Source organism: Actinoplanes sp. SE50/110, assembly GCF_900119315.1.
In the GTDB taxonomy this organism is placed as follows: domain Bacteria; phylum Actinomycetota; class Actinomycetes; order Mycobacteriales; family Micromonosporaceae; genus Actinoplanes.
This window is the reverse complement of the sequence record NZ_LT827010.1, coordinates 4,277,167-4,295,859: the sequence shown is the minus strand read 5'-3', so window position 1 is coordinate 4,295,859 and position 18,693 is coordinate 4,277,167. Positions and strand designations below refer to the sequence as shown.

At 68.8% G+C, this 18,693-nt stretch carries 14 protein-coding genes; 6 read left to right on the top strand and 8 right to left on the bottom strand.

The features are described 5' to 3' along the window. Positions 1-20 precede the first annotated feature (20 nt). The 5 genes from ACSP50_RS18845 to ACSP50_RS18825 are packed head-to-tail and all read right to left on the bottom strand — an operon-like array spanning position 21 to position 8,035. The gene (locus ACSP50_RS18845; RefSeq protein WP_014690841.1) at positions 21-2,501 is read right to left on the bottom strand and encodes a cellulase family glycosylhydrolase; all 2,481 of its coding nucleotides are present in this window, start codon (positions 2,499-2,501) and stop codon (positions 21-23) included. Next, a complete protein-coding gene (locus tag ACSP50_RS18840; RefSeq protein ID WP_014690840.1) occupies positions 2,498-4,891 on the bottom strand; it encodes a glycoside hydrolase family 2 protein in 2,394 nt (797 codons plus the stop codon). The genes ACSP50_RS18845 and ACSP50_RS18840 overlap by 4 nt, the downstream gene beginning before the upstream one ends. Further along, positions 4,888-5,793, bottom strand: a complete 906-nt coding sequence (locus tag ACSP50_RS18835; RefSeq protein WP_014690839.1) for a carbohydrate ABC transporter permease — start codon at positions 5,791-5,793, stop codon at positions 4,888-4,890. The genes ACSP50_RS18840 and ACSP50_RS18835 overlap by 4 nt, the downstream gene beginning before the upstream one ends. After that, complete coding sequence (locus tag ACSP50_RS18830; RefSeq protein WP_014690838.1) at positions 5,790-6,725, bottom strand: carbohydrate ABC transporter permease; 936 nt, start codon at positions 6,723-6,725, stop codon at positions 5,790-5,792. Before ACSP50_RS18830 ends, ACSP50_RS18835 begins: the two co-directional genes overlap by 4 nt. After that, on the bottom strand, positions 6,722-8,035 hold the full coding sequence (locus tag ACSP50_RS18825; protein WP_014690837.1) for an ABC transporter substrate-binding protein: 1,314 nt from the start codon (positions 8,033-8,035) through the stop codon (positions 6,722-6,724). Before ACSP50_RS18825 ends, ACSP50_RS18830 begins: the two co-directional genes overlap by 4 nt. A gap of 176 nt (positions 8,036-8,211) precedes the next feature. Between ACSP50_RS18825 and ACSP50_RS18820 the strand changes: the two genes are divergently transcribed. The 5 genes from ACSP50_RS18820 to ACSP50_RS43415 all read left to right on the top strand — a co-directional run bounded on the left by ACSP50_RS18820 (position 8,212) and on the right by ACSP50_RS43415 (position 14,087). Continuing rightward, positions 8,212-9,369, top strand: coding sequence for an ROK family protein (locus ACSP50_RS18820; RefSeq protein WP_014690836.1), 1,158 nt, complete (start codon positions 8,212-8,214; stop codon positions 9,367-9,369). A gap of 14 nt (positions 9,370-9,383) precedes the next feature. After that, a complete protein-coding gene (locus ACSP50_RS18815) occupies positions 9,384-10,235 on the top strand; it encodes a LacI family DNA-binding transcriptional regulator (RefSeq protein WP_043511692.1) in 852 nt (283 codons plus the stop codon). A 31-nt stretch (positions 10,236-10,266) separates the two neighbouring features. Beyond that, on the top strand, positions 10,267-11,466 hold the full coding sequence (locus tag ACSP50_RS18810) for an AGE family epimerase/isomerase (protein WP_014690834.1): 1,200 nt from the start codon (positions 10,267-10,269) through the stop codon (positions 11,464-11,466). Then, positions 11,463-12,389 carry a carbohydrate kinase gene (locus tag ACSP50_RS18805; RefSeq protein WP_014690833.1) on the top strand — a complete coding sequence of 309 codons (927 nt, stop codon included), beginning with the start codon at positions 11,463-11,465 and terminating at the stop codon, positions 12,387-12,389. The genes ACSP50_RS18810 and ACSP50_RS18805 overlap by 4 nt, the downstream gene beginning before the upstream one ends. Before the next feature lie 438 nt (positions 12,390-12,827). Next, positions 12,828-14,087 (top strand): ricin-type beta-trefoil lectin domain protein, encoded by a 1,260-nt coding sequence (locus ACSP50_RS43415; protein ID WP_231956972.1) that lies wholly within the window; start codon positions 12,828-12,830, stop codon positions 14,085-14,087. A 77-nt stretch (positions 14,088-14,164) separates the two neighbouring features. Here ACSP50_RS43415 and ACSP50_RS18795 read toward each other — a convergent pair whose 3' ends face one another. Beyond that, positions 14,165-16,324: a LamG domain-containing protein gene (locus ACSP50_RS18795; protein WP_172898775.1), complete on the bottom strand. Its 2,160-nt coding sequence runs from the start codon at positions 16,322-16,324 to the stop codon at positions 14,165-14,167. A 273-nt stretch (positions 16,325-16,597) separates the two neighbouring features. Between ACSP50_RS18795 and ACSP50_RS18790 the strand changes: the two genes are divergently transcribed. Continuing rightward, positions 16,598-17,275, top strand: a complete 678-nt coding sequence (locus tag ACSP50_RS18790) for a hypothetical protein (protein ID WP_043511687.1) — start codon at positions 16,598-16,600, stop codon at positions 17,273-17,275. Positions 17,276-17,347: 72 nt separating this feature from the next. Here ACSP50_RS18790 and ACSP50_RS18785 read toward each other — a convergent pair whose 3' ends face one another. Next, positions 17,348-18,046 carry a hypothetical protein gene (locus tag ACSP50_RS18785; protein ID WP_014690829.1) on the bottom strand — a complete coding sequence of 233 codons (699 nt, stop codon included), beginning with the start codon at positions 18,044-18,046 and terminating at the stop codon, positions 17,348-17,350. Between the two features lie 173 nt (positions 18,047-18,219). Continuing rightward, positions 18,220-18,690 (bottom strand): S24/S26 family peptidase, encoded by a 471-nt coding sequence (locus ACSP50_RS18780; RefSeq protein ID WP_157432785.1) that lies wholly within the window; start codon positions 18,688-18,690, stop codon positions 18,220-18,222. Between the last annotated feature and the right edge of the window lie 3 nt (positions 18,691-18,693).

Below are 18,693 nucleotides of genomic sequence, written 5' to 3'. Positions count from 1 at the left end.
AGGGGCGGGCACCGCGCGGCTCACTGTCCGGCGGGGTACGCGGACACGTTGTCGACGGTCAGCCGGCCGGAGTCGCTGCCGCCGAGGTAGATCGACAGTTGGGTGAATTTCCGCAGGTCGAGCGCCCCGGACGGAGCCCACGGCGGCTGCGCGAACGACGTGAACGGCACCCGGACGACGCCGGAGGGCGTACCGGCCGGGAGGGTGTGCTCCCAGTAGACCCCGTTGGCGACGAACTGAAGGGTGATGCTTGCCTGGGTCGCGGAGCGGTTCAGCACGAGTTCGATGCCCTGTTGTCCCCACAGGTCGACCGGGGTGGTGAAGGTGTGGCTGACGCCCGCGTAGCCGGAGCTGCCCGCGGTCACGTCGAGTTGCATGGCGTGACCGCTACCGGAGGACGCCGGGATCAGCGTGGGTGTCACCACGTCGCCACCGGTGTTGCGCGGGTAGGCGGCGGCGAGCGCGGCGCTGTCGGCGTATCCCTCGAAGTCGTCGATCGTGGCCGGCGCCGACGGCAGGGCCCGCGTGGCGAACGAGGCGACCGGGGTGCTGCTGCTGCCGGCCGCATTGGTGGCGCGGACGCTCCAGTACCAGGTGGTGGCCGGGTCGAGCCCGTGTGCCGGGGTGTGAGTGGTGGTGGCCAGCCCGGTCGCGGTGAGCACCGGGTCGCTCAGGTCGGGATGCCGCGAGACGGTGAGTGTGTAGTAGCCGGCACCCGCCGACGGTTCCCAGGCGAAGGCCTCCGGGCCGATCACGTCGGTGGCTCCGGCGGCCGGCGCGGTCACCCCGAAGGCCGCGGGCCGGCCGGTGATCGGCGCGGGGTCGGCCGCCCAGAACGTCGCACCGGTGATGCCGGCGCGCCCCCGTCCGGTCCAGAGGACCCGCACGTGGGCGGAGCCGGCCGTGGCCGCCGTGACCGAGTCCCGGTCGGCGTGCGACCCGACGGTGCGCCAGATCACCCCGTCATCGGAGACCTGGATCGCCAGATCGTGGTGCCGGTCTGCGGCAATGTCGAACCGCACCTTGCGGGTTCCGGCGTGCTGCCAGCTCACCCAGGCGGGCCCGTTGCCGGTCGGCCGCACGGTGGCGTGGTCGGTGCCGGGGTGAATCTCCACGCCGGTGTGGCCGCTGGTCAGGCCGAAGCTCTCCAGCGGGTCGACCAGCACGGTGTCGGTGGCGCCGACGTACTGCGGCTGCGACCGCCGGTTGCCGGCAACAACGCGGTACCAGGCGTTGCCGGGCGCGGTGAGGTCGGTCCACGGGGTGTCGTCGTCGGTGAGCAGCCCGTTGTAGGCGGGCTGCCAGGGGCCGCGCTCGGTCGGCGCGCGTTCCACCCGGTAGCCGGCGGCGCCGGCGGCGCCGCGCCATTGCAGGACATTGAGGCCGCCGCGCTTGTCGATCGCAGTGATCAGCGGGGTACCGGCGGGCTGCTTGGGGATCGAGGCGCCGAGGGCTTTCGCGTACGCGATCTGCGCCTGGTTGGCAGCGGTCATCCGCGCGTCGTCGCCGGGGTAGTGGAAGGTGAACCCGTCGTCGTGCTGCACGAACCCGGAGCGGTCGTGGTGGCCGAACAGCGACCAGGACAGCATCCCGGTGACGTTGCGGTCGGTGACCAGGGGGTCAAGCAGGGCACTGCCGGCGGCGGTCGAAGCGTACTCCCCGGCGATGTAGACCTTGCCGGCCGCGGCGACGGTGGCCGCGTCGGCTTGCACCTTGGCCGCGGTCGGCGGGTAGTAGTGCACGTCGACGATGTCGACGGCGGCGGCGCCGAGGGTGTCCGGGTCGATGTCGAACCGGCGGCCGGCGGCGATCAGTTGCCGGGGTGCCCAGCCGGCGAAGGTCGCGGCGTTGGCGCCGATCCACTCCGGGGTCATGCCTTCCAGCTCGTTGCCGAGCTCCCATGCCATGATCGTCGGATCGTCGATGTAGCGCTTGCCGGTGAGCGGGTTGACGTGCTGCATCACGTGCCAGACGTAGGCCTGGTAGTCCGCGATGACCCGGGGGTCGGTATAGAACGCGGCGTCGGGCAGCCCGTACGGCTTGGTGAAGTCGGCGTGCCCGCCGTGGTAGTACGCCCAGTTGTCGGTGAGCGGCAGGATCAGCCGGATGCCGGCCTGACCGGCGTACGCGATCGCGTAGTCGATGGTTTTGAAGGCGTCGTCGTTGTAGCCGGTCTCCTTCGACGGCAGCAGCGTCTTGGGGTGGCCGGAGGACACCAGCATGTGTGACCGGATGACGGTCATCCCCATGCCCTTGGCGGTGTCGATCGCGTCGCGGATGCGGAAATAGGTGGGGTAGTCGATCCCGCCCACGTTCTCGTCGAGGCCGAGCCAGTAGGCGTTGGTGCCGGCGAAGCGGAACGGCTTGCCGTTGAGCCGCAGTTCCGCGCCGGCGCGGGTGACGAAGCCCTGACGTGGTGGGGTGGCGTAGGCGGCGGACGGAACGGTGAACACGCTGGTCACGAGGGTGAGGACGATCGTCGCGGCACGCAGCAGTCTCAATTCTTACCCCGGTTCAGGACGGAGGAGAGGTCGGTGAGCACCCACGGGGTTTTGACCAGCGTGGGGTCGAGCTCGATCGGTGCGCGGACGTGGAACACAGTGGACTCGCCGGCCAGCAGGGTGACGAAGCCGCGGTCGACGGTGGCTTGCGGGTGGATCCGATCGGGCTGCAGCAGCAGGTCGCGGGCCAGCCCGACGGCGCGCACGTGCACGTCGAGACCGCCCGGGACGGACTCGACGTCGATGGTGAGCGCCGGGTCGTCGGACGAGTATTCGGTGGGGAACCAGAGCGCGCGAGCGTCGTCGAGTCGAGCCACCAGCACCTCGCCGACCAGGTCGGCGGGCACCGGGATCAGGGTCACCGATCGCGCGGCCACCGACACGTGCTGGACGGTGGAGGCGAGCACCGCGCCGCCGGTGTCCTGCCGCTCGATCAGCACGGTTCCGGTCCACGCGGCAGGGTGGTCGTTGAGCACCGCCACGACCAGGGCACGGTCACGGGGCTGGATGGTGAGCGCGCGCGGGGCGTAGAGCTCGTGCAGCGCGTGGTAGAGCGGCTTGTGTCGGCCTGCGCCGTCGATCGCGGCCCACGAGGTGACCGGCCACAGGTCGTTGAGCTGCCAGAGGATGCTGCCGCCGGTGTGCGGCCAGTGCGACTGCCAGTGCTCAACCCCGGTCCGGATCGCACGGACTTGGTTGAGCTGGGTCAGATAGTGCCAGGCCTCGACGCTCAGCGATGCCGGGTCGCCGAAGTGCGGGGCGAGGCCGCGGGCCAGTTTGCCGTTGCCGTCCTCGGCCTTCTGGTGGTGCAGCACGCCGGGCGAGTCGGGCAGCATCGGCTCGTCGGAGACCGCGTCGCGCAGCGTCGTCCACGCCGGCGGCGCCTGCCAGCCGAACTCGGCGACGAACCGCGGCGTCGAGTTGCGGTAGTTGAGGTAGTCCTCGCGGTTCCACACCTCCCAGGAGTGGAAGGTGCCGTGCTCGGTGTCGTTGGGCGCGTGGTCCCAGGAGCCGGACCAGGGGCTGCCGGCCTGGTAGGGCCGGGTCGGGTCGAGCTCGGCCACGATCTCGGGCAGCGTCTCGAGGTAATAGCGGGAACCCCAGGTCTCGTACTTGCCGTCGGCGTTCCACGGCATGGCCAGGTGCAGCCACAGGTTCTCGTTGTTGCCGTTCCAGGTGATCAGGCTGGGGTGCGGGGCGAGGCGCGCGACGTTCTCCCGGGCCTCGGCGACCACCTCGGAGAACAGCGGCTCCTCCTCGGGATAGTCGGCGCACGCGAACAGGAAGTCCTGCCAGACCATCAGGCCCAGCTCGTCGCAGACCTCGTAGAAGTCACGGCTCTCGTAGAGACCGCCACCCCACACCCGGATCAGGTTGACGCCGGCGTCGGCCGCCTCACGCAGCCGAAGCTCGTAGCGCGCCCGGGTCATCCGGGACGGGAAGATGTCGTCCGGGATCCAATTGACGCCCTTGACCAGGATCGGCGCGCCGTTGAGGTGGAACACGAACCCGCCACCGGTCTGGTCGATCGCGACCGTGCGGAACCCGGTACGGCGCTGCCAGCGGTCCAGCACGGTGTCGCCGTCGAGCAGCTCGACGCTCAGCTCGTAGAGAGCCGGTTCGCCGTGCCCGCGCGGATTCCACGGCGTCACCGCCCCGGCATCGACGATCGCTTGCGCGACCGTTTCCCCATCCCGGATCTCCAGTACGGCGATCTCGTACCCGTCGAGCAGCACCCGCGCGTGCAGATCGCGATCTCGGGTCCGTTCGACGCCGACGGTGAGGTCGAGCCGGCCGAGGCCGTCGGCGTAGGTGGCGAGAGGGCGGACCTCGGCGAGGCGGGCTGTGCTCCAGCCTTCCAAGCGGACCGGGCGCCAGATGCCGGCGGTCACCAGCGTCGGCCCCCAGTCCCAGCCGAAGCTGCAGGCCATCTTGCGGATGAAGTTGAACGGCTCGGGGTACGCGTTGTCGCGCGCGCCGAGCAGCTCGCGGACCCGTTCGGCCTCGGTGTAGGCGGACTCGAACCGGACGGCCAGCGGCCGCGGATCACCGTCGAGCAGATCGGTCACGTCGTACCGGAAACTGCGGTGCATGTTGCGGGAAGAGCCGAGCGTGGTGCCGCCGAGTTCAACGGTCGCGACCGTGTCGAGGCCCTCGAAGACCAGGTCGATCCGTTCGTGCGCAGGCCCGGTCCAGGCCACCTCGCGGCGGTAGGTCCAGTCGGCGCGGCCCACCCAGGCAACCGCGTGCTCGTTGTCGTCCTGGAACGGGTCCGGGATGCGACCCGCGGCGAGCAGGTCGGTGTGCACGCAGCCGGGCACCGTGGCGGGGAGGTCGACGCCGTCGCCGTGCAACTCCCAGGAGCCGGCCAGGTCTTGCACTGAGGTCATTTCGTGGCTCCCGCGGTGATGCCGTTGTAGATGAAGCGCTGCAGCAGCAGGAAGATCACCACGGTCGGGACGATGACGATCATCGTGCAGGCGGCGATGGTCTCCCACTGCGCTCCGTAGGGGCCCTTGAACCGGAACAGCGCGGTGGAGATGACACTGAGGTTTGGTGAACGCAGATAGAGGAAGGGGATGTAGAACTCGTTGTAGATGGCGATGCCCTTGATGATCACGACGGTGGCGATCGCCGGTTTCATCAGCGGCAGGATCACCTTGCGATAGATGGTGAACCGGCCGGCGCCGTCGATCATCGCGGCCTGGTCCAGGCTCTGCGGAATCGACTGCATGAACTGGATGAAGATGTAGATCGACACGATGTCGGTGCCCATGAACAGCACGATGGCCGACCATGAGGTGTTGACCAGGCCCATCGACTTGACGATCTGATAGGTGGCCACCTGCGTGGTCACTCCGGGCACCAACGCGGCGACCAGGAACAGGCCCAGCACCAGGCGCTTGAAGGGAAAGACGAAACGACTTATCGCGTACGCCGCAAGCGTGCCGATCGCGACGGTGCCGGTCAGCGACACCACCAGGATGAAGGTGGTGTTCCAGAAGCCGCGCAACATGTCCCCCGCGGTCCACGCGGTCGCGAAGTTGTGGAAGTTCAGCCAGTTGTGCGGCGGCGTGAGCGGGCCGGTGCTGTTGTACTCGACGTGCGTCTTGAGCGAGGCGAACAGGACGACCACCAGCGGGATCAGTACCACCAGCGACGCCAGTACCAGGGAGACGTATTTCGCGGTGGTCGCCGTCCGGGCGACGGCCAGGTCGCGGCCGCCACCGCGCTTGACCGGGGCCGGCGGCCTCGGGGACGCGTGCCGGGGTGTGCGGGTCGCAGTGGTCACGACAGGGTCACCTCCTCGTCGGGCAGGACCCGGCGCTGCACCCAGGTGATCAGCAGGACGATCAGCAGCAGCACGACCGCCATGGCCGAGGCCAAGCCGATCTGCCGGAACTGGAACGCCGTCTGATAGGCCTGGACGACGAACGTGCGGGTGCCGTTCGCGCCGCCGGTCATGATGAACGGGATCTCGAAGACGCTGAGGCTGCCGGAGATCGCCAGGATGAAGGAGAGGCTGATGATCCGCCGGATGCCGGGCACGATGATGTGCCGGAACTGGTGCCACCGGTTCGCCCCGTCGATCTCGGCGGCCTCGTAGATCTCGCCCGGGATCGACTGGATCGCGCCGAGGAACAGCACGAAGTTAAGCCCGGTGAACCGCCACACCGAGGTGCCGGCCAGCGAGATGTTGGCAATGTCCGGGTCACCGAGCCAGAGCTGGGTGTGCCCGCCGAGCCCGACCGCACCGAGCAGCGTGTCCAAAGTGCCGTCCGGCTGGAACAGGTAGAGGAACACGAAGCCGACCGCGACCCCGTTGAGCAGGTACGGGAAGAACAGGATGCCCTTGAACAGATTCTTGAACCGGACCTTGAACGAGAGCACCACCGCGAAGTACAGGGCGATCGCGATCTGCGCGAACGACGCGACGAAGTAGTAGAGGCTGATCAGGAAGACGTGCCAGTACTGCTCGTCGGTGAACACCCGGACGTAGTTGTCCAGGCCGACCGGGTCCATGGTGACGTCCAGGCCGTCCCACTTGTGGAAGCTGTACCAGATCATGTTGCCGACCGGCACGTACGTGAAGACGATCAGCAGGATCAGCGCCGGCGCGACGTACACGTAGGGGGTCTGCCAGAAACGGCGCCGGCGGGGCTTGCCGGCCGCCCGGCCCGCCGTGGTGGCGGGCCGGGCACCGGGAATGACCTGGCTCGTCACTTCATGACCTGGCTCTGGGCGGCACTCCACCGCTTGTTCAGGTCGGCGAAGTAGGACTCCTTGTCACCCTTGGCGGCGCCGCGCGCGATGTCGACCAGCTTCTGCCGGTAGATCGGGCCCTTCAGGTCGATCTCCGACGTCCGGATGATCTCGTCCTCCTTGCCGGCGTTCGTAGTGGCGGCCGGCACCTCGATCAGCTCGACGCCGGTGGCGGTGAACTCCTGCAGGCCCTTGGGTAGCGGCTGGGAGACGGCCGGCGGGATGGCCTGCTGGTCGGCGGCGAAGCCGGACTCGTTGACGAAGAAGTCGAGCCAGGCCTTGGCGGTCGCCTTGTTCTTGGAGTTCTTGCTGACCGCGGCGAGCTTGTCACCGTCGATGGCGGTGTGGAACTTGCCGCCGGTCTGGTACGGGAACGGCCAGAAGCCGATGTCGGCCGGGTCCGCCTTGGCACTCTTGGCGGCTTCCTGGATCTGCGGGACGGCCCACGAGCCGAGCAGCATGGTCGCGACCTTGCCGCTGGCGAGCATCGGCTTGGAGCTCTCCCAGTTGGTCGTCAGCGGGTCCTTCTCGCTGAGCTTGTTGTGCACGATGTCGTAGAGCAGGCTGTCGGTGATGTACTGGATCTTCCCGGGCTGCCAGGGGCTGGCATCGGCCGGGAACTTCTCGTTGATCTCCGGGTCGCCGAGAACGGCCCGATAGCTGTTCCACTCCCCCAGTGGCCAGCCGTCCTTGTAGTTGGTGTAATACGGGATCGCACCGGTCTTGGCGGCGATCGCCTTGAGCCCGTCGACGAACTCCTCCGGGGTCTTCGGCGGGGTGGTGATCCCGGCCTGCGCCCAGATCCGCTTGTTGATCACGAAGCCCTTGGCGATGCCGCCGACCGACAGTCCGTACACCTGACCGTTGTAGGTGGCCGGGCCGAGGAATCGGTACTTGGCCTTGAGCTCGTCCTGGGTGCCGAGCGGCTCGAAGAACTGGCTGTACTGGTCGACGGCGGCGGTGCCCGGGATCATCAGCACGTCGCCGTAGTCGCCGCTGCTGAGCTGGGTGGTCACGTCGTCGTCGTAGTTGGTGACGCCCTGGAAGGTGACCTTCGTACCGGGGTACTTGGCCTCGAACTTCTTGGCGTATTCCGGCAGCGTCGTGCTGACCAGGTCGGTCCGGTTGGTCAGAACAGTGATGTTGCCCTTGATGTCGCCGGAGAAGTCGCCGCTGGTGCCGGTGTCGTCGCTCGCGCCGCCGGTGCACCCGGCGGTGAGCGCCAGGGCCGCGACCGTGCCGAGGCCGAGGAACGTCCTTCTATTGATCATGCCGATATCCGTCCTGCTGGATCAGCTCGCTGTGGAGCGCCCAGCATGAGACGGACGTTACGTCGGTGTCAAGATTAGATTATTAATTTATTCGGTGCTGTAATCTGACCGTCTCGTGCGGGAGCGGTTCTCCCTCCGCGCCGCGTTCGGGACAGAAAACGGAGGTGGCGCGCCCCATGGCACGTCGAGAAGCGCCCGCCGCGGGGCCCGGAAGCCGCGCCCTGATCGTCGACGTCATCCGCTCCGCGGTGACCATCAGTCGGGGTGAGCTCGTCGACCTGACCGGCCTCACCCAGCCGTCGATCTCCAACATCGTGCGCGAGCTCATCACCGACGGCATCATTCACGAGATCGGCTCGCTCGACTCGGCGCACGGCCGGCCCCGCAAGCTCATCGCGATCAACCCGGCCAACCGCTTCGGCATCGGCTTCCACCTCGGCCCGGAGACCGTCACCTGCGTCGCGGTCGACCTCACCGGCGGCGTGGTCGGCCGCGAGGTCGTCCCCCTGCTACCCGATGAACCGTGGCACGCCGACCGGCTGGCCGACCGGTTCGAGCACTTCACCGCCGGTCTCGACCTGCCCCGGGACCGCATCGAGGGCCTGGCCGTCGTGGCGCCCGGCGCCTGGCCGCCCGAAGTGCGCCCTGGCCTGGTGGACCGCATCGGGGTGCCGGTTCTCGTCGAGAACGACGCGGCGGCCGCGGCGCTCGGCGAGTTCTGGAGCCGCCGGGTCTCCCGCGACCAGGTGTTCGGCTGCGTCTACCTGGGCAACGAGATCAGCGCCGGGCTGGTCTTCGGCGGCGCGCTGTTCCGCGGCGCCAGCTTCGGCGCCGGAGCGTTCGGCCACATGTCGATCCACCACGAGGGCCGCCCCTGCCCGTGCGGCAACCAGGGCTGTCTGCAGCAGTACGCGTCGACCCGGGCGATCGTCGAGGCTGCCCGCGAATTGCCGGAGCTGCGGGCCCGGCTGCCCTTGGACGGCACCGAGTCCGCCGCGTACGAGGCGATCGCGCGGGCCGCGGTCAACGGCGACACGGATGCCTATGCCGTACTGGATCAGGCGGCCGGGTGGCTCAGCACGGCCGCGACCTCGGTGGTCAACCTGCTCGATCTCGGCCGGATCGTGCTCACCGGGCCGGGCGTCGCGCTCGCCGGATCGATCTTCGCCCGCCGGCTGCGCACCCACCTGGACCGGACCGCGCACTCCCGGCACCAGCACAGCGTGACCGTCGAGATCTCCGCCCAGCCCCGCGACGCCGCCGGTATCGGTGCCGCGGTGCTCGTCATCCAAGCGTCCGTCGCACCCGGCCACACCCCAGGACGCTCCTCATGAGAAACATTCCCAAGATGGAGGAACCAGTGACACCACGGCCACGGCGCGTCGGCCTCGTGCTGGCCCGGGCCTCGCAGGTGCTCGGCGAGGAACCGTACTACCACGAATTCATCGAGGGCCTGGAACGGCTGCTGATCCCGGCCGGAATCTCGGTGCTGGTCAAAGTGGTCACCGACCACGCCGCTGAGAAGGCCACCTACGAGCAGTGGTCGGCCGAACAGCGAGTCGGCGGCGTCATCATGGTGGACCTCAGCCCCGGCGACGACCGCGTCGAGCTGGTCCGCAAGCTCCGCCTGCCGGCCGTCGTGATCGGCGACCCGTCCACCGCGGACGGGCTGCCCACCGTCTGGACCGACGACGCCGGATCGGCGCGCGAAGCGATCCGCTTCCTCGCCGACCGCGGCCACACCGTCGTCGGCCACGTCAGCGGACCACGCTCGCTCGCACACACCCAGCTGCGGCTCGGCGGCTTCCAGGCCGAGGCTGCCGCCCGGGGCGTCACGCTGATCGGTGCCGAGGGCGACTACTCGCAGGAGTCCGGCCGGGTCACCACCGCCCGATTACTGGCCGCGCATCCGGTCCCGCCGACCGCGATCGTCTACGACAACGACGTGATGGCGCTCAGCGGACTGGAGACGATGATCAAGCGGGGCCTCCGCGTCCCCGGCGACCTCTCCGTCGTGGCCTGGGACGACTCCGCGCAGTGCCAGCTCGCCCGGCCGGCACTCTCCGCGATGAGCCACGACGTCGGACGGATCGGCGAGATCGCGGCCACCGCCGTTCTCGACGCGATGCGCCAGAACTCGGCAGACAACGTCTATGAGGCGCCCCAGGCCCACATCGTCGAACGCGACAGCACCGGCTGACCGCGCTTCCCGCTTGAAGGAGCGACCTGCATTGAGCACCACACCTCCGGCGGACACCGTCCAGCGTCTGCTCGACTTCGGCCGTGCCTTCCCCCATCCGCTCGGCGGCGCGGCCTGGCTGCGGACCGACGGAACCCCCGATCTCGACGCACCCGTGCACACCTGGATCACCGCCCGGATGGCGCACGTCTACAGCCTGGGCGACCTGCTCGGCGTACCGGGAGCCGGTCCGCTGACCGACGCCGCGCTGGCCGGCCTCACCGGCGTTCTAGCTGACCGCGAGCACGGCGGCTGGCACCCCTCGGTCTCCCCGGACGGGCTGCCAGCCGCCGGAAAGTCGTGCTACGACCACGCCTTCGTCGTCCTGGCAGCGTCGACCGCCACCATCGCCCGGCGTCCGGGCGCGCCGGCCCTGCTGACCAGGGCGCTCGACACTCTGGTGCGCCACTTCTGGGACCCCGTGCACCAGATGTTCGCCGACGCCTGGGACACCGGCTGGCAGCGCCTCGACGACTACCGGGGGCTGAACGCCAACATGCACGCGGTCGAGGCGATGCTCGCCGCGTACGACGCCACCGGGCGGACAGACTGCCTGGACCGTGCGCTGGCGATCAGCGAACGAGCCGTCAGCCGGGGGCGAGAACACGGATGGCGGCTGCCGGAACACTTCGACGCGCGATGGAACGCGCGGCTGGACTATCACCGGGATCGGCCGGACGACCCGTTCCAGCCGTACGGGGCGACCGTCGGGCACGCGCTGGAATGGTCGCGGCTGATCTTGCACCTGGAAGCCGCGCTGGGCCCGGCGTCACCGGACTGGCTGCTGCCGGCCGCTCGAGCCCTGTTCGCCCGGGCGGTCGAGGACGGATGGGCGGTCGACGGCGCACCCGGCTTCGTCTACACCACTGACTGGGACGGCACGCCCGTGGTGCGGCAACGGATGCACTGGGTCGCGGCCGAGGCGATCGCGGCCGCGGCAGCGCTGCACACACGTACCGGCGAAGAGGATTTTGCCCGGTGGTTTTCGATCTGGTCGGACTATGTGCGAGGGAACTTCGTGGACGTGCAACAGGGCTCGTGGTGGCACGAGCTGGACACCGACAACCAGCCGGCCGCGACGACGTGGTCCGGCAAGCCGGACCTCTACCACGCCGTGCAGGCGATGCTGCTCCCCCGGGCGCCGCTCTCCCCAGGTCTCGCCGCGGCGTGCGCGAACGGAGCGGTCCGATGAGGCGATTCCTGGTCGTCGGCGAGTCCATCCTCGACGTCATCTCCGACGAGCAGCGGGAACTGCCCGGCGGCAGCCCGGCCAACGTGGCGGTCGGGCTGGGCCGGCTCGGCAACGACGTCGGCCTGTGGACCCACCTGGGCGCCGACCCGGCCGGTGACCTGCTGCGCGCGCACCTCACCGGCTCGGGCGTCGACCTGCTGGCACCGATCGCCGGAGTGACCTCCCGGGCGCTGGCCGCAATCCAGCCGGACGGGTCGGCGCGCTACGACTTCGCCGTCGAGTGGCCGCGCTGGCCGGGCGGTCCGGCACCCGCCGAGACCGCTCGGCATCTGCACACCGGGTCGATCGCGGCGCTGATGGCACCGGGCGGCGGCGACGTCGAGCGGTTGCTGGTGGACCGCCGGGACGCCATGACGGTCAGCTACGACCCGAACATCCGGCCGGCGCTGATCGGCGACCCGGACGACTGCCGCACTCGAGTGGAGTCGATCGTCGCCGGATCCGACGTGGTAAAGGCCAGCGACGAAGACCTGGCCTGGCTCTACCCCGGCATGCCGGCGCTCAACGCGGCCCGGCACCTGCTCGCCCTCGGACCCGCCCTGGTCTGCGTGACCCTGGGAGCCCAAGGCGCGCTGGCGATCGCCGGGGAGGTCCAGGTGACTGTCCCGCCGGTGGCCGTCAGCGTCGTTGACACCGTCGGGGCCGGGGACGCCTTCATGTCCGGGCTGCTCGACGGACTGGGGGAACGAGGGCTACTCGGCGCCGCCGCCCGGCCACGGCTGCACGCCATCACCGGCGAAGACCTCCGAGCGGTGCTCAGCCATGCGGCTCTGGTCGCGGGGCTCACGGTTGCGCGGGCCGGCGCCACCCCACCGACCAGGGCGGAGCTCATGGTCAGAAATGAGCGAGCCTCAGCGACTTAAATTATTTAATAGCGCATTGACAGGTCCGCCGCGCGGCCCCATGATGAGTCCGCCAGGAGCTGCCTCGGTGGGCGGGGACCGCTGTAGGCCAGGCCGCCAGCCCCGGATCACACCCGCGGCCCGGCCCGTTGGAACATCACCCGGGGCCTGGATGGCAGCCGCCGGGCCGCAAGCGACCTCAATGCCGCACCCCCCCCGTCCACCACGTCCTGAGGCGTGGCGCTCCGGCGCGCATCGCACCGGAGCGCCGGGGCCGTCGTGGACATCGCGACGAGCCAGCTCGTCTTACAGCGTTCAGGAGACCGTCACGTGAAACGCCGACCAGTCCTTGTCACCCTCTCCGTCCTGTTGGCCGGCGGCGCCGCAGTCGCCGTGACTCTGCCGGCATCAGCCGCCGCCACCGGTGCCCTTACCGGCCTGGCGGGCAAATGTGTCGACGTGGCCGCAGGGGGCACCGCCAACGGCACCAAGGTTCAGCTGTGGACCTGCAACAACTCCGCTCAGCAGCGGGTGTCCGTGGCGGACGACCGTACCATCCGGGTATTGGGCAAGTGTCTGGACGTCACCGGCGGCGTCAACGCCGACGGGACCAAGGTGCAGCTGTGGGACTGTTTCGGTAACGCCAATCAGCAGTGGGTCTACAACAGCGCGACGAAGGACATCGTCAACCCGGCGACCGGTCGGTGCCTCGACGCCGCCGGCCAGTCCAGCGCGGATGGCACGCCGTTGCAGATCTGGACGTGCAACAGCCAGACCAACCAGGACTGGGTACTGCCCGGCGGCGGTGGACCAGTCACCCCATCGCCGTCGGCCAGCGGGGCGGCCTGCAACCGGACCGTGCAGCCGGGCGAGCGCACCATGCCGGTCAGCTTCGCAGGCAAGCAATACCAGGTGGCCGTCTACGTTCCGGCGGGCGCTCAACCCGGCACCCGGCTTCCCCTGGTCATGAACCTGCACGGCTCCGGCGGCACCGGATCCGGTCAGCTGCAGTACAGCAACATGAAGCCGACCGCCGACGCCAACCAATTCCTGATCGTCGCACCCAGCGGGGCGATCCCCAATGCCAGCGGCTTCGCCTGGAACGTGCCCGGTGTCGGCACAGCGCCGGCCGGGGCACGAGACGACATCGGCTTCCTCGAGCAGGTGCTCACCACGGCGACCTCGACCCTGTGTGCCGCTCCGACCCGCGTCTACGGCGCCGGATACTCCGGAGGCGGCCGGATGACGTCGGCGTTCGCCTGCGCACGACCGGACCGGCTGGCTGCCATCGCCCCCGTGGGCGGGCTCCGCGCCGGCCGGCCCAACCCGCAGAACACCGCGCAGCCGGATCCCGCCTCCTGCAACCCGGCCCGGCCGGTCCCGGTGATCGCCTTCCATGGGCAGCAGGACACCACCAACCCGTACCCGGGCGGCGGCTCCGAGTACTGGCAGTATTCGGTACCGGTCGCGCAGGCACGGTGGGCGGCGATCAACCGGTGCACCACCGGTCCGACCACTGCCCCGGTCACCACCCACGTCACAAGAACGAACTACCTCGGTTGCGCCAACGGCGCCGACGTCGTGCTCTATTCGATCAGCGACGGCGGTCACACCTGGCCGGGGACACCGGTCTCCAACGGAAACGGCAACACGACGCAGGAGATCAACGCCAACACGCTGATGTGGCAGTTCTTCCAGCGCTTTCAACTGCCGGCCTGATTCCTCTGGGCGCGGAACTCCTCACGACCGCCCGCCACTGTTCGTGAGGGGTTCCCTCCGGTACCGACGCCCGCTGGTCACCGATTGGCGTTGAAGTCCCGCGAAACCTGCAGAGCGGTCAACTCGGTCTGGTAGTAAGCCACCTCGTCGATCATGCCGACGAAGTAGTCGTGGCCCGGACGGTTCGGCCAGCCGGTGAGGTGACCGCCGCCCCAGCGCCAGAAACCGGTGTAGTTCCCGCCGGCCGTTCCCGTCGCGTCGGAGGCGACCAGCGCACCGTCCAGATACAGCCGGATGCCGTTGGCCGGGCTCATCGTGGCCGCCACATGGTGCCAGTTCTTCCAGGTGGCCGCCGACCCGGCGTACGCGGCGGTGACGATCGTGCCCGCTTTGTTGACACCGAAGACCAGGCGTTGTGCGCTGTCGATGTAGACCATCCGGTCGGTGGTGTAGGTGGGAAAGAACGACGTCTGGTCGGCGTTGAACGCCAGGATCTGCCCGCCCCGGTTGTCCGAGCCCTTGAACCAGCACTCGATCGTGAACGTCGTCGGGTTGGTGAACGAGATCGGGTTGAAGCCACTGCCCGACCCGTTGAAGGCGACCGCGGTGTTCCCGGCCTGCCCGCCCAGCGGACCCTGCAACGCGCCGCTGCCACCGGCGGTCATACCGGTCGGGATGGTTCGCCCGTACTTGTAGAGCTGGCTGATCTGATTCGGCGTCAACGCCGCCTGGTAGGTCCGGACATCATCGATGCTTCCGGAAAACGGGTTGGCCCAAGCGCCGTAGTTCCGCGACCGGCCGATCTGCAGCCGATTGGTAATGGCCCATTCGACGGCGTCGGTGCGCGCGGTCGTGCCGCTCTGCACCCCGTTGACGTACAACCGCAGAAGATCCGCCGCGTCGTCGTACACTCCGGTGATCATCTGCCAGGCGTCTTTCGTCGCCACCGCCGCTGACTTGGCGCCCGCGGCGTTGGAGGCGGAGTTGTCGTTGTCCCACATCGCCAACTCCCAGCGGTCCGGTGCCGCCTGGTTGTACTTCAATTCGAAGGCAGCGGCGTTGCCACCGTTCTCGCTGAGGATCGCGCGGGTGATGGTGGCTGCCGTCGACGGTAGGTACACCCAGGCCGAGACGGTGAAAGCCTGATCGGTGGCGACAGCCCGGCTGTTGCTCAGCGCGGCAGCGCCGGACCCGTCCAGCGTCAACGCCCCTCCCCACCAGCCCCCGGGGTTCCAGGTGGCGGTTCCTGAGGTGCTGCCGTCGTTGGCGTTGCCGGAGCTGTCCGCGACACTGGTGCCGCCGGTTTCGTCGAACCGGTAATGAACCGTCGGCGCCTCGGTCGACATGCCCAGGATGTCGGTGCTGGTTACCGCGGACTGATAGACCCGGACGTCATCGATCCGGCCGAGCCAGTACGCGGTCGCCCAGGCGGTGTTGTACCAGGTTCGCCCCAGTTGGAGAGTGCCCGACGGGGTCCATTCATTGGCGTCGGCGTGGGCGGCGGTGGTGGCCGACGCGACCCCGTTGACGTAGAGCGTCAGCAGGTTCGACGCGTCGCTGTAGACCCCGGCGAGGTGCGTCCAGGTGTCGAGTGCCGGAGCACCGCTGCTCTTGGCGGCGTCCGGCGTCGGGGCGCCGATGTTCGACTGCGCCATCTCGAATTCCCACTTGTCGTCCGAGTCATCGAACTTGAGCAGGAATGCGCTGGTGGCCGATCCGGAAAGGCTGACGACGGCGCGGTCTTGATTGTCGGCCCCGGTGGGCAGGTAGACCCATGCCGAGACGGTGAAGTCCGTGGTGACGCTGATGCCCGCCCGCGCCGCGTCGGCATGACTCGCCGTGCCGTCGAAGCTCACGGAGCTACCGGGGTGGCCCGCCACTGTCGTGGTGCCGCTCAGCGTTGCGCTGTTGCCGTTGCCGGACTCGTCGGCGACCGCCGAGCCGGCGATGTCCTCGAAGTCGTACCAGGTGGCCGGGCCGTCGGTGCGCCCGTCGTAGGTGCCGGTCCGGGTGCCGTTCGAGCTGGAGTCCGCCGCGTTCGACGTCGCACTGGAGGTCTGCGCCTCGGCCAGCCGGTGATAGAAGTACGCGCCGTCGTTGCTGATCGTGGTGGGATAGTCAGGAAAGCTCGCGGCGGCGCTGAAAGTGTTCGTCCCGGTTGCGGTGGAATCGGTGAACACGGCCCGCACGAGACGGAAATCGGCCAGACCAAACGCCAGTGCCAGCACGGCGAACACGGCGACCACCCGAGTGCCCGCGCGGACGATGCGGCCTCTTACCCGATCTGCTGGCATCGCTTTCCACTTTCCCGGGCACCCCTCGGACGTGCGGCTTCCGAATCCTCGGCATGTGGATCGGAAATTTGGTAGAGGGTGGAACCGAGGGACTTTCGCCATTCAGTCTAGGTGCCGAGCCACCGGTGATCCGGGCGTTTCTCTCATCCGGCGCACGGCGACCCGTGAGAATGGGGGTGACCCACTTCTCCGCGGAACGGCATGATCTGGCTATCCATGGGCTTGCACCAGAAGAGCGTGCGGCGGGCGCGACGGCGTCGCTGGCCCCTGCGGTTCTGGCTGATCGGCATCCTCGTCGCCGTCCTGGCCACGGTGCGGTCGACGAACGCCGTCTTCACCTCGCGCAGCAGCAGTACCGGGAACAGGCTCGGAGCCGGCACGGTCGCCATCACCGACAACGACGGCGGATCGGCTCTGTTCAGCACCGCGTCGCTACTGCCCGGCGACAGCGCCACCGTGTGCACGGGCGTCTCGTACACCGGATCGGTGACGTCCGCGCCGATCCGTCTCTTCGTCGACAAGACGGCCGCGCAGGAGTCCGACAGTGGAGCTGTTTACGGTGCGTGGGCGGACAGTACCGCCTCGATGATGGACGACAACCTCACCATGCGGATCGAGGTGAGCAGCAACGACCTGGCCGCCAGCCCCGGAAGCAACTGCAACCCGGCAGGTGTCGGCTCCTTCACCGACGTCGCCGGAACTTTCGGCACGAACATGCGTACGCTCATCGCCACCAACTACGATTTCGCCACCGGCCTGGTCTCGCAGTGGGGCACCGTCGTCCCGAACACCTGGCGGGTCTGGCGGTTCACGTACACCTTCTCGCTCGCCGCGACTGCCGCCGCGCAGAGTGATGGACTGAAATGCGCCTTCACCTGGGCGGCGCAGAAGTGATCAGCCGCTGATCGGGATGTCGACCGGCTCCGGTGGCGAGCGCCACCGGAGCCGCTCACACCTCACCGTCGACTACCTCTGGGCTTCCCACATGGCAGTGAACTCGACACCGTCGCCCTGAACGTTGTTACCGGCGCCGGCGCCCAACGTGTAGGTGAACCGGTACGACCGGTACTTGCCGTTGCCCATGGTCGGCACGGTGTACGACGTAGTCGCACCCCATGCGCTCTTGGTGCTGATCAGCGTCCGCAGGTTGGTCCCCGCCGCGATGACGTCGCCGAACGTCCCGGTACAGACGCTGCCAGGGTCGGTGGCCAGGTCCGCGTTGTTCACCTCCACCTGCAGGGTGACATTGTCGTCCATCTCCGCTCCGCCCGCGACAGCGCTCTGCCAGGCGTTCCATGTGCCGCTTCCGGCGTCCATCTCCTTCGCCTGCGTCGCGCCGTTGGGAAAGTACAACGCGACCGAGGTGGGAGCCAGAGTGCCGGTGTACCCGACCCCGATGCACACCGAGCGCGACGCACCAGGCGCCAGAGCCGTGTCGCCTCCGACGGTGGAGAACATCGCCGCACCGCCGTTGTTGACGTCGATGGTGACCGTACCGGCACCGATCCGGTTGCCGGAGCTGCTCGTCGTGGCGGAGAACGTGGCGTGCGAGGACTGCCAGACCACCGCCGCGCAGGCGATCACACCGACGGCCACTGCAATCCCGCGGTGGCGACGATGCCTCTCGACCGATGCGAAGGTCGCTTGATTGCTCTGGCGGCCCATCAACACCCCTTTCAACCGTCTCCTTGAGCGGCCACCCCCTGTGACCCTCGGCGTCAAGTTCGACTCCTCGCCGGATCCCCTCGAGTTTCGGGTAAGTGCAGTTGGGTTGCGGACGGGTTGAAGGGACAGCAAAGCGCTTCGACGGCGCCTGCGTAAGGCCGGATCCGAAGCTTCTACTCCTCCGCCGAGGTCTGATCGGGCACAGTGTCTCGCGTCATCTGGGGGCGCCGCGGCTGCCAGACGACAAGGAACAGCAGCAGGAAACCGGCCGCTACCACCGGCACGAACCGGCCTTGCTGCACCCAGAGGAACGGCAGGCCGATGAACGGGACGCGCAGCCGCGGAACACCACGCAGGCTCTCCAGCGTTACCGGCGTACTGTCCGGCGACGCGTTGGCATCGCCCTTGAGGATCATCCGGCCGTCAGTGTCGTATCGCATCAACCGGTGCATCAGGAGTTCATCGGGCAGTGCCGGATCATCAACCAGAACGACCCGTCCGGGCTTCACCCGCGACCGGGGATCGTCCGGCACGGGCGCGGCGACGACCACATCGCCCGGGCGGATGGTGGGAAGCATCGAACCGGAGACCACGACCGTGGGTTTCCATCCCAGCAGCGCCGGCGCGACGGAGATCAGCAGCATCCC

Coding starts and splice junctions, on each gene's coding strand:
- ACSP50_RS18840 (WP_014690840.1), bottom strand. CDS start 4,891: ATGACCTCAGTGCAAGACCTGGCCGGCTCCTGGGAGTTGCACGGCGAC.
- ACSP50_RS18825 (WP_014690837.1), bottom strand. CDS start 8,035: ATGATCAATAGAAGGACGTTCCTCGGCCTCGGCACGGTCGCGGCCCTG.
- ACSP50_RS18820 (WP_014690836.1), top strand. CDS start 8,212: ATGGCACGTCGAGAAGCGCCCGCCGCGGGGCCCGGAAGCCGCGCCCTG.
- ACSP50_RS18815 (WP_043511692.1), top strand. CDS start 9,384: ATGGAGGAACCAGTGACACCACGGCCACGGCGCGTCGGCCTCGTGCTG.
- ACSP50_RS18805 (WP_014690833.1), top strand. CDS start 11,463: ATGAGGCGATTCCTGGTCGTCGGCGAGTCCATCCTCGACGTCATCTCC.
- ACSP50_RS18790 (WP_043511687.1), top strand. CDS start 16,598: ATGGGCTTGCACCAGAAGAGCGTGCGGCGGGCGCGACGGCGTCGCTGG.
- ACSP50_RS18785 (WP_014690829.1), bottom strand. CDS start 18,046: ATGGGCCGCCAGAGCAATCAAGCGACCTTCGCATCGGTCGAGAGGCAT.
- ACSP50_RS18780 (WP_157432785.1), bottom strand. CDS start 18,690: ATGCTGCTGATCTCCGTCGCGCCGGCGCTGCTGGGATGGAAACCCACG.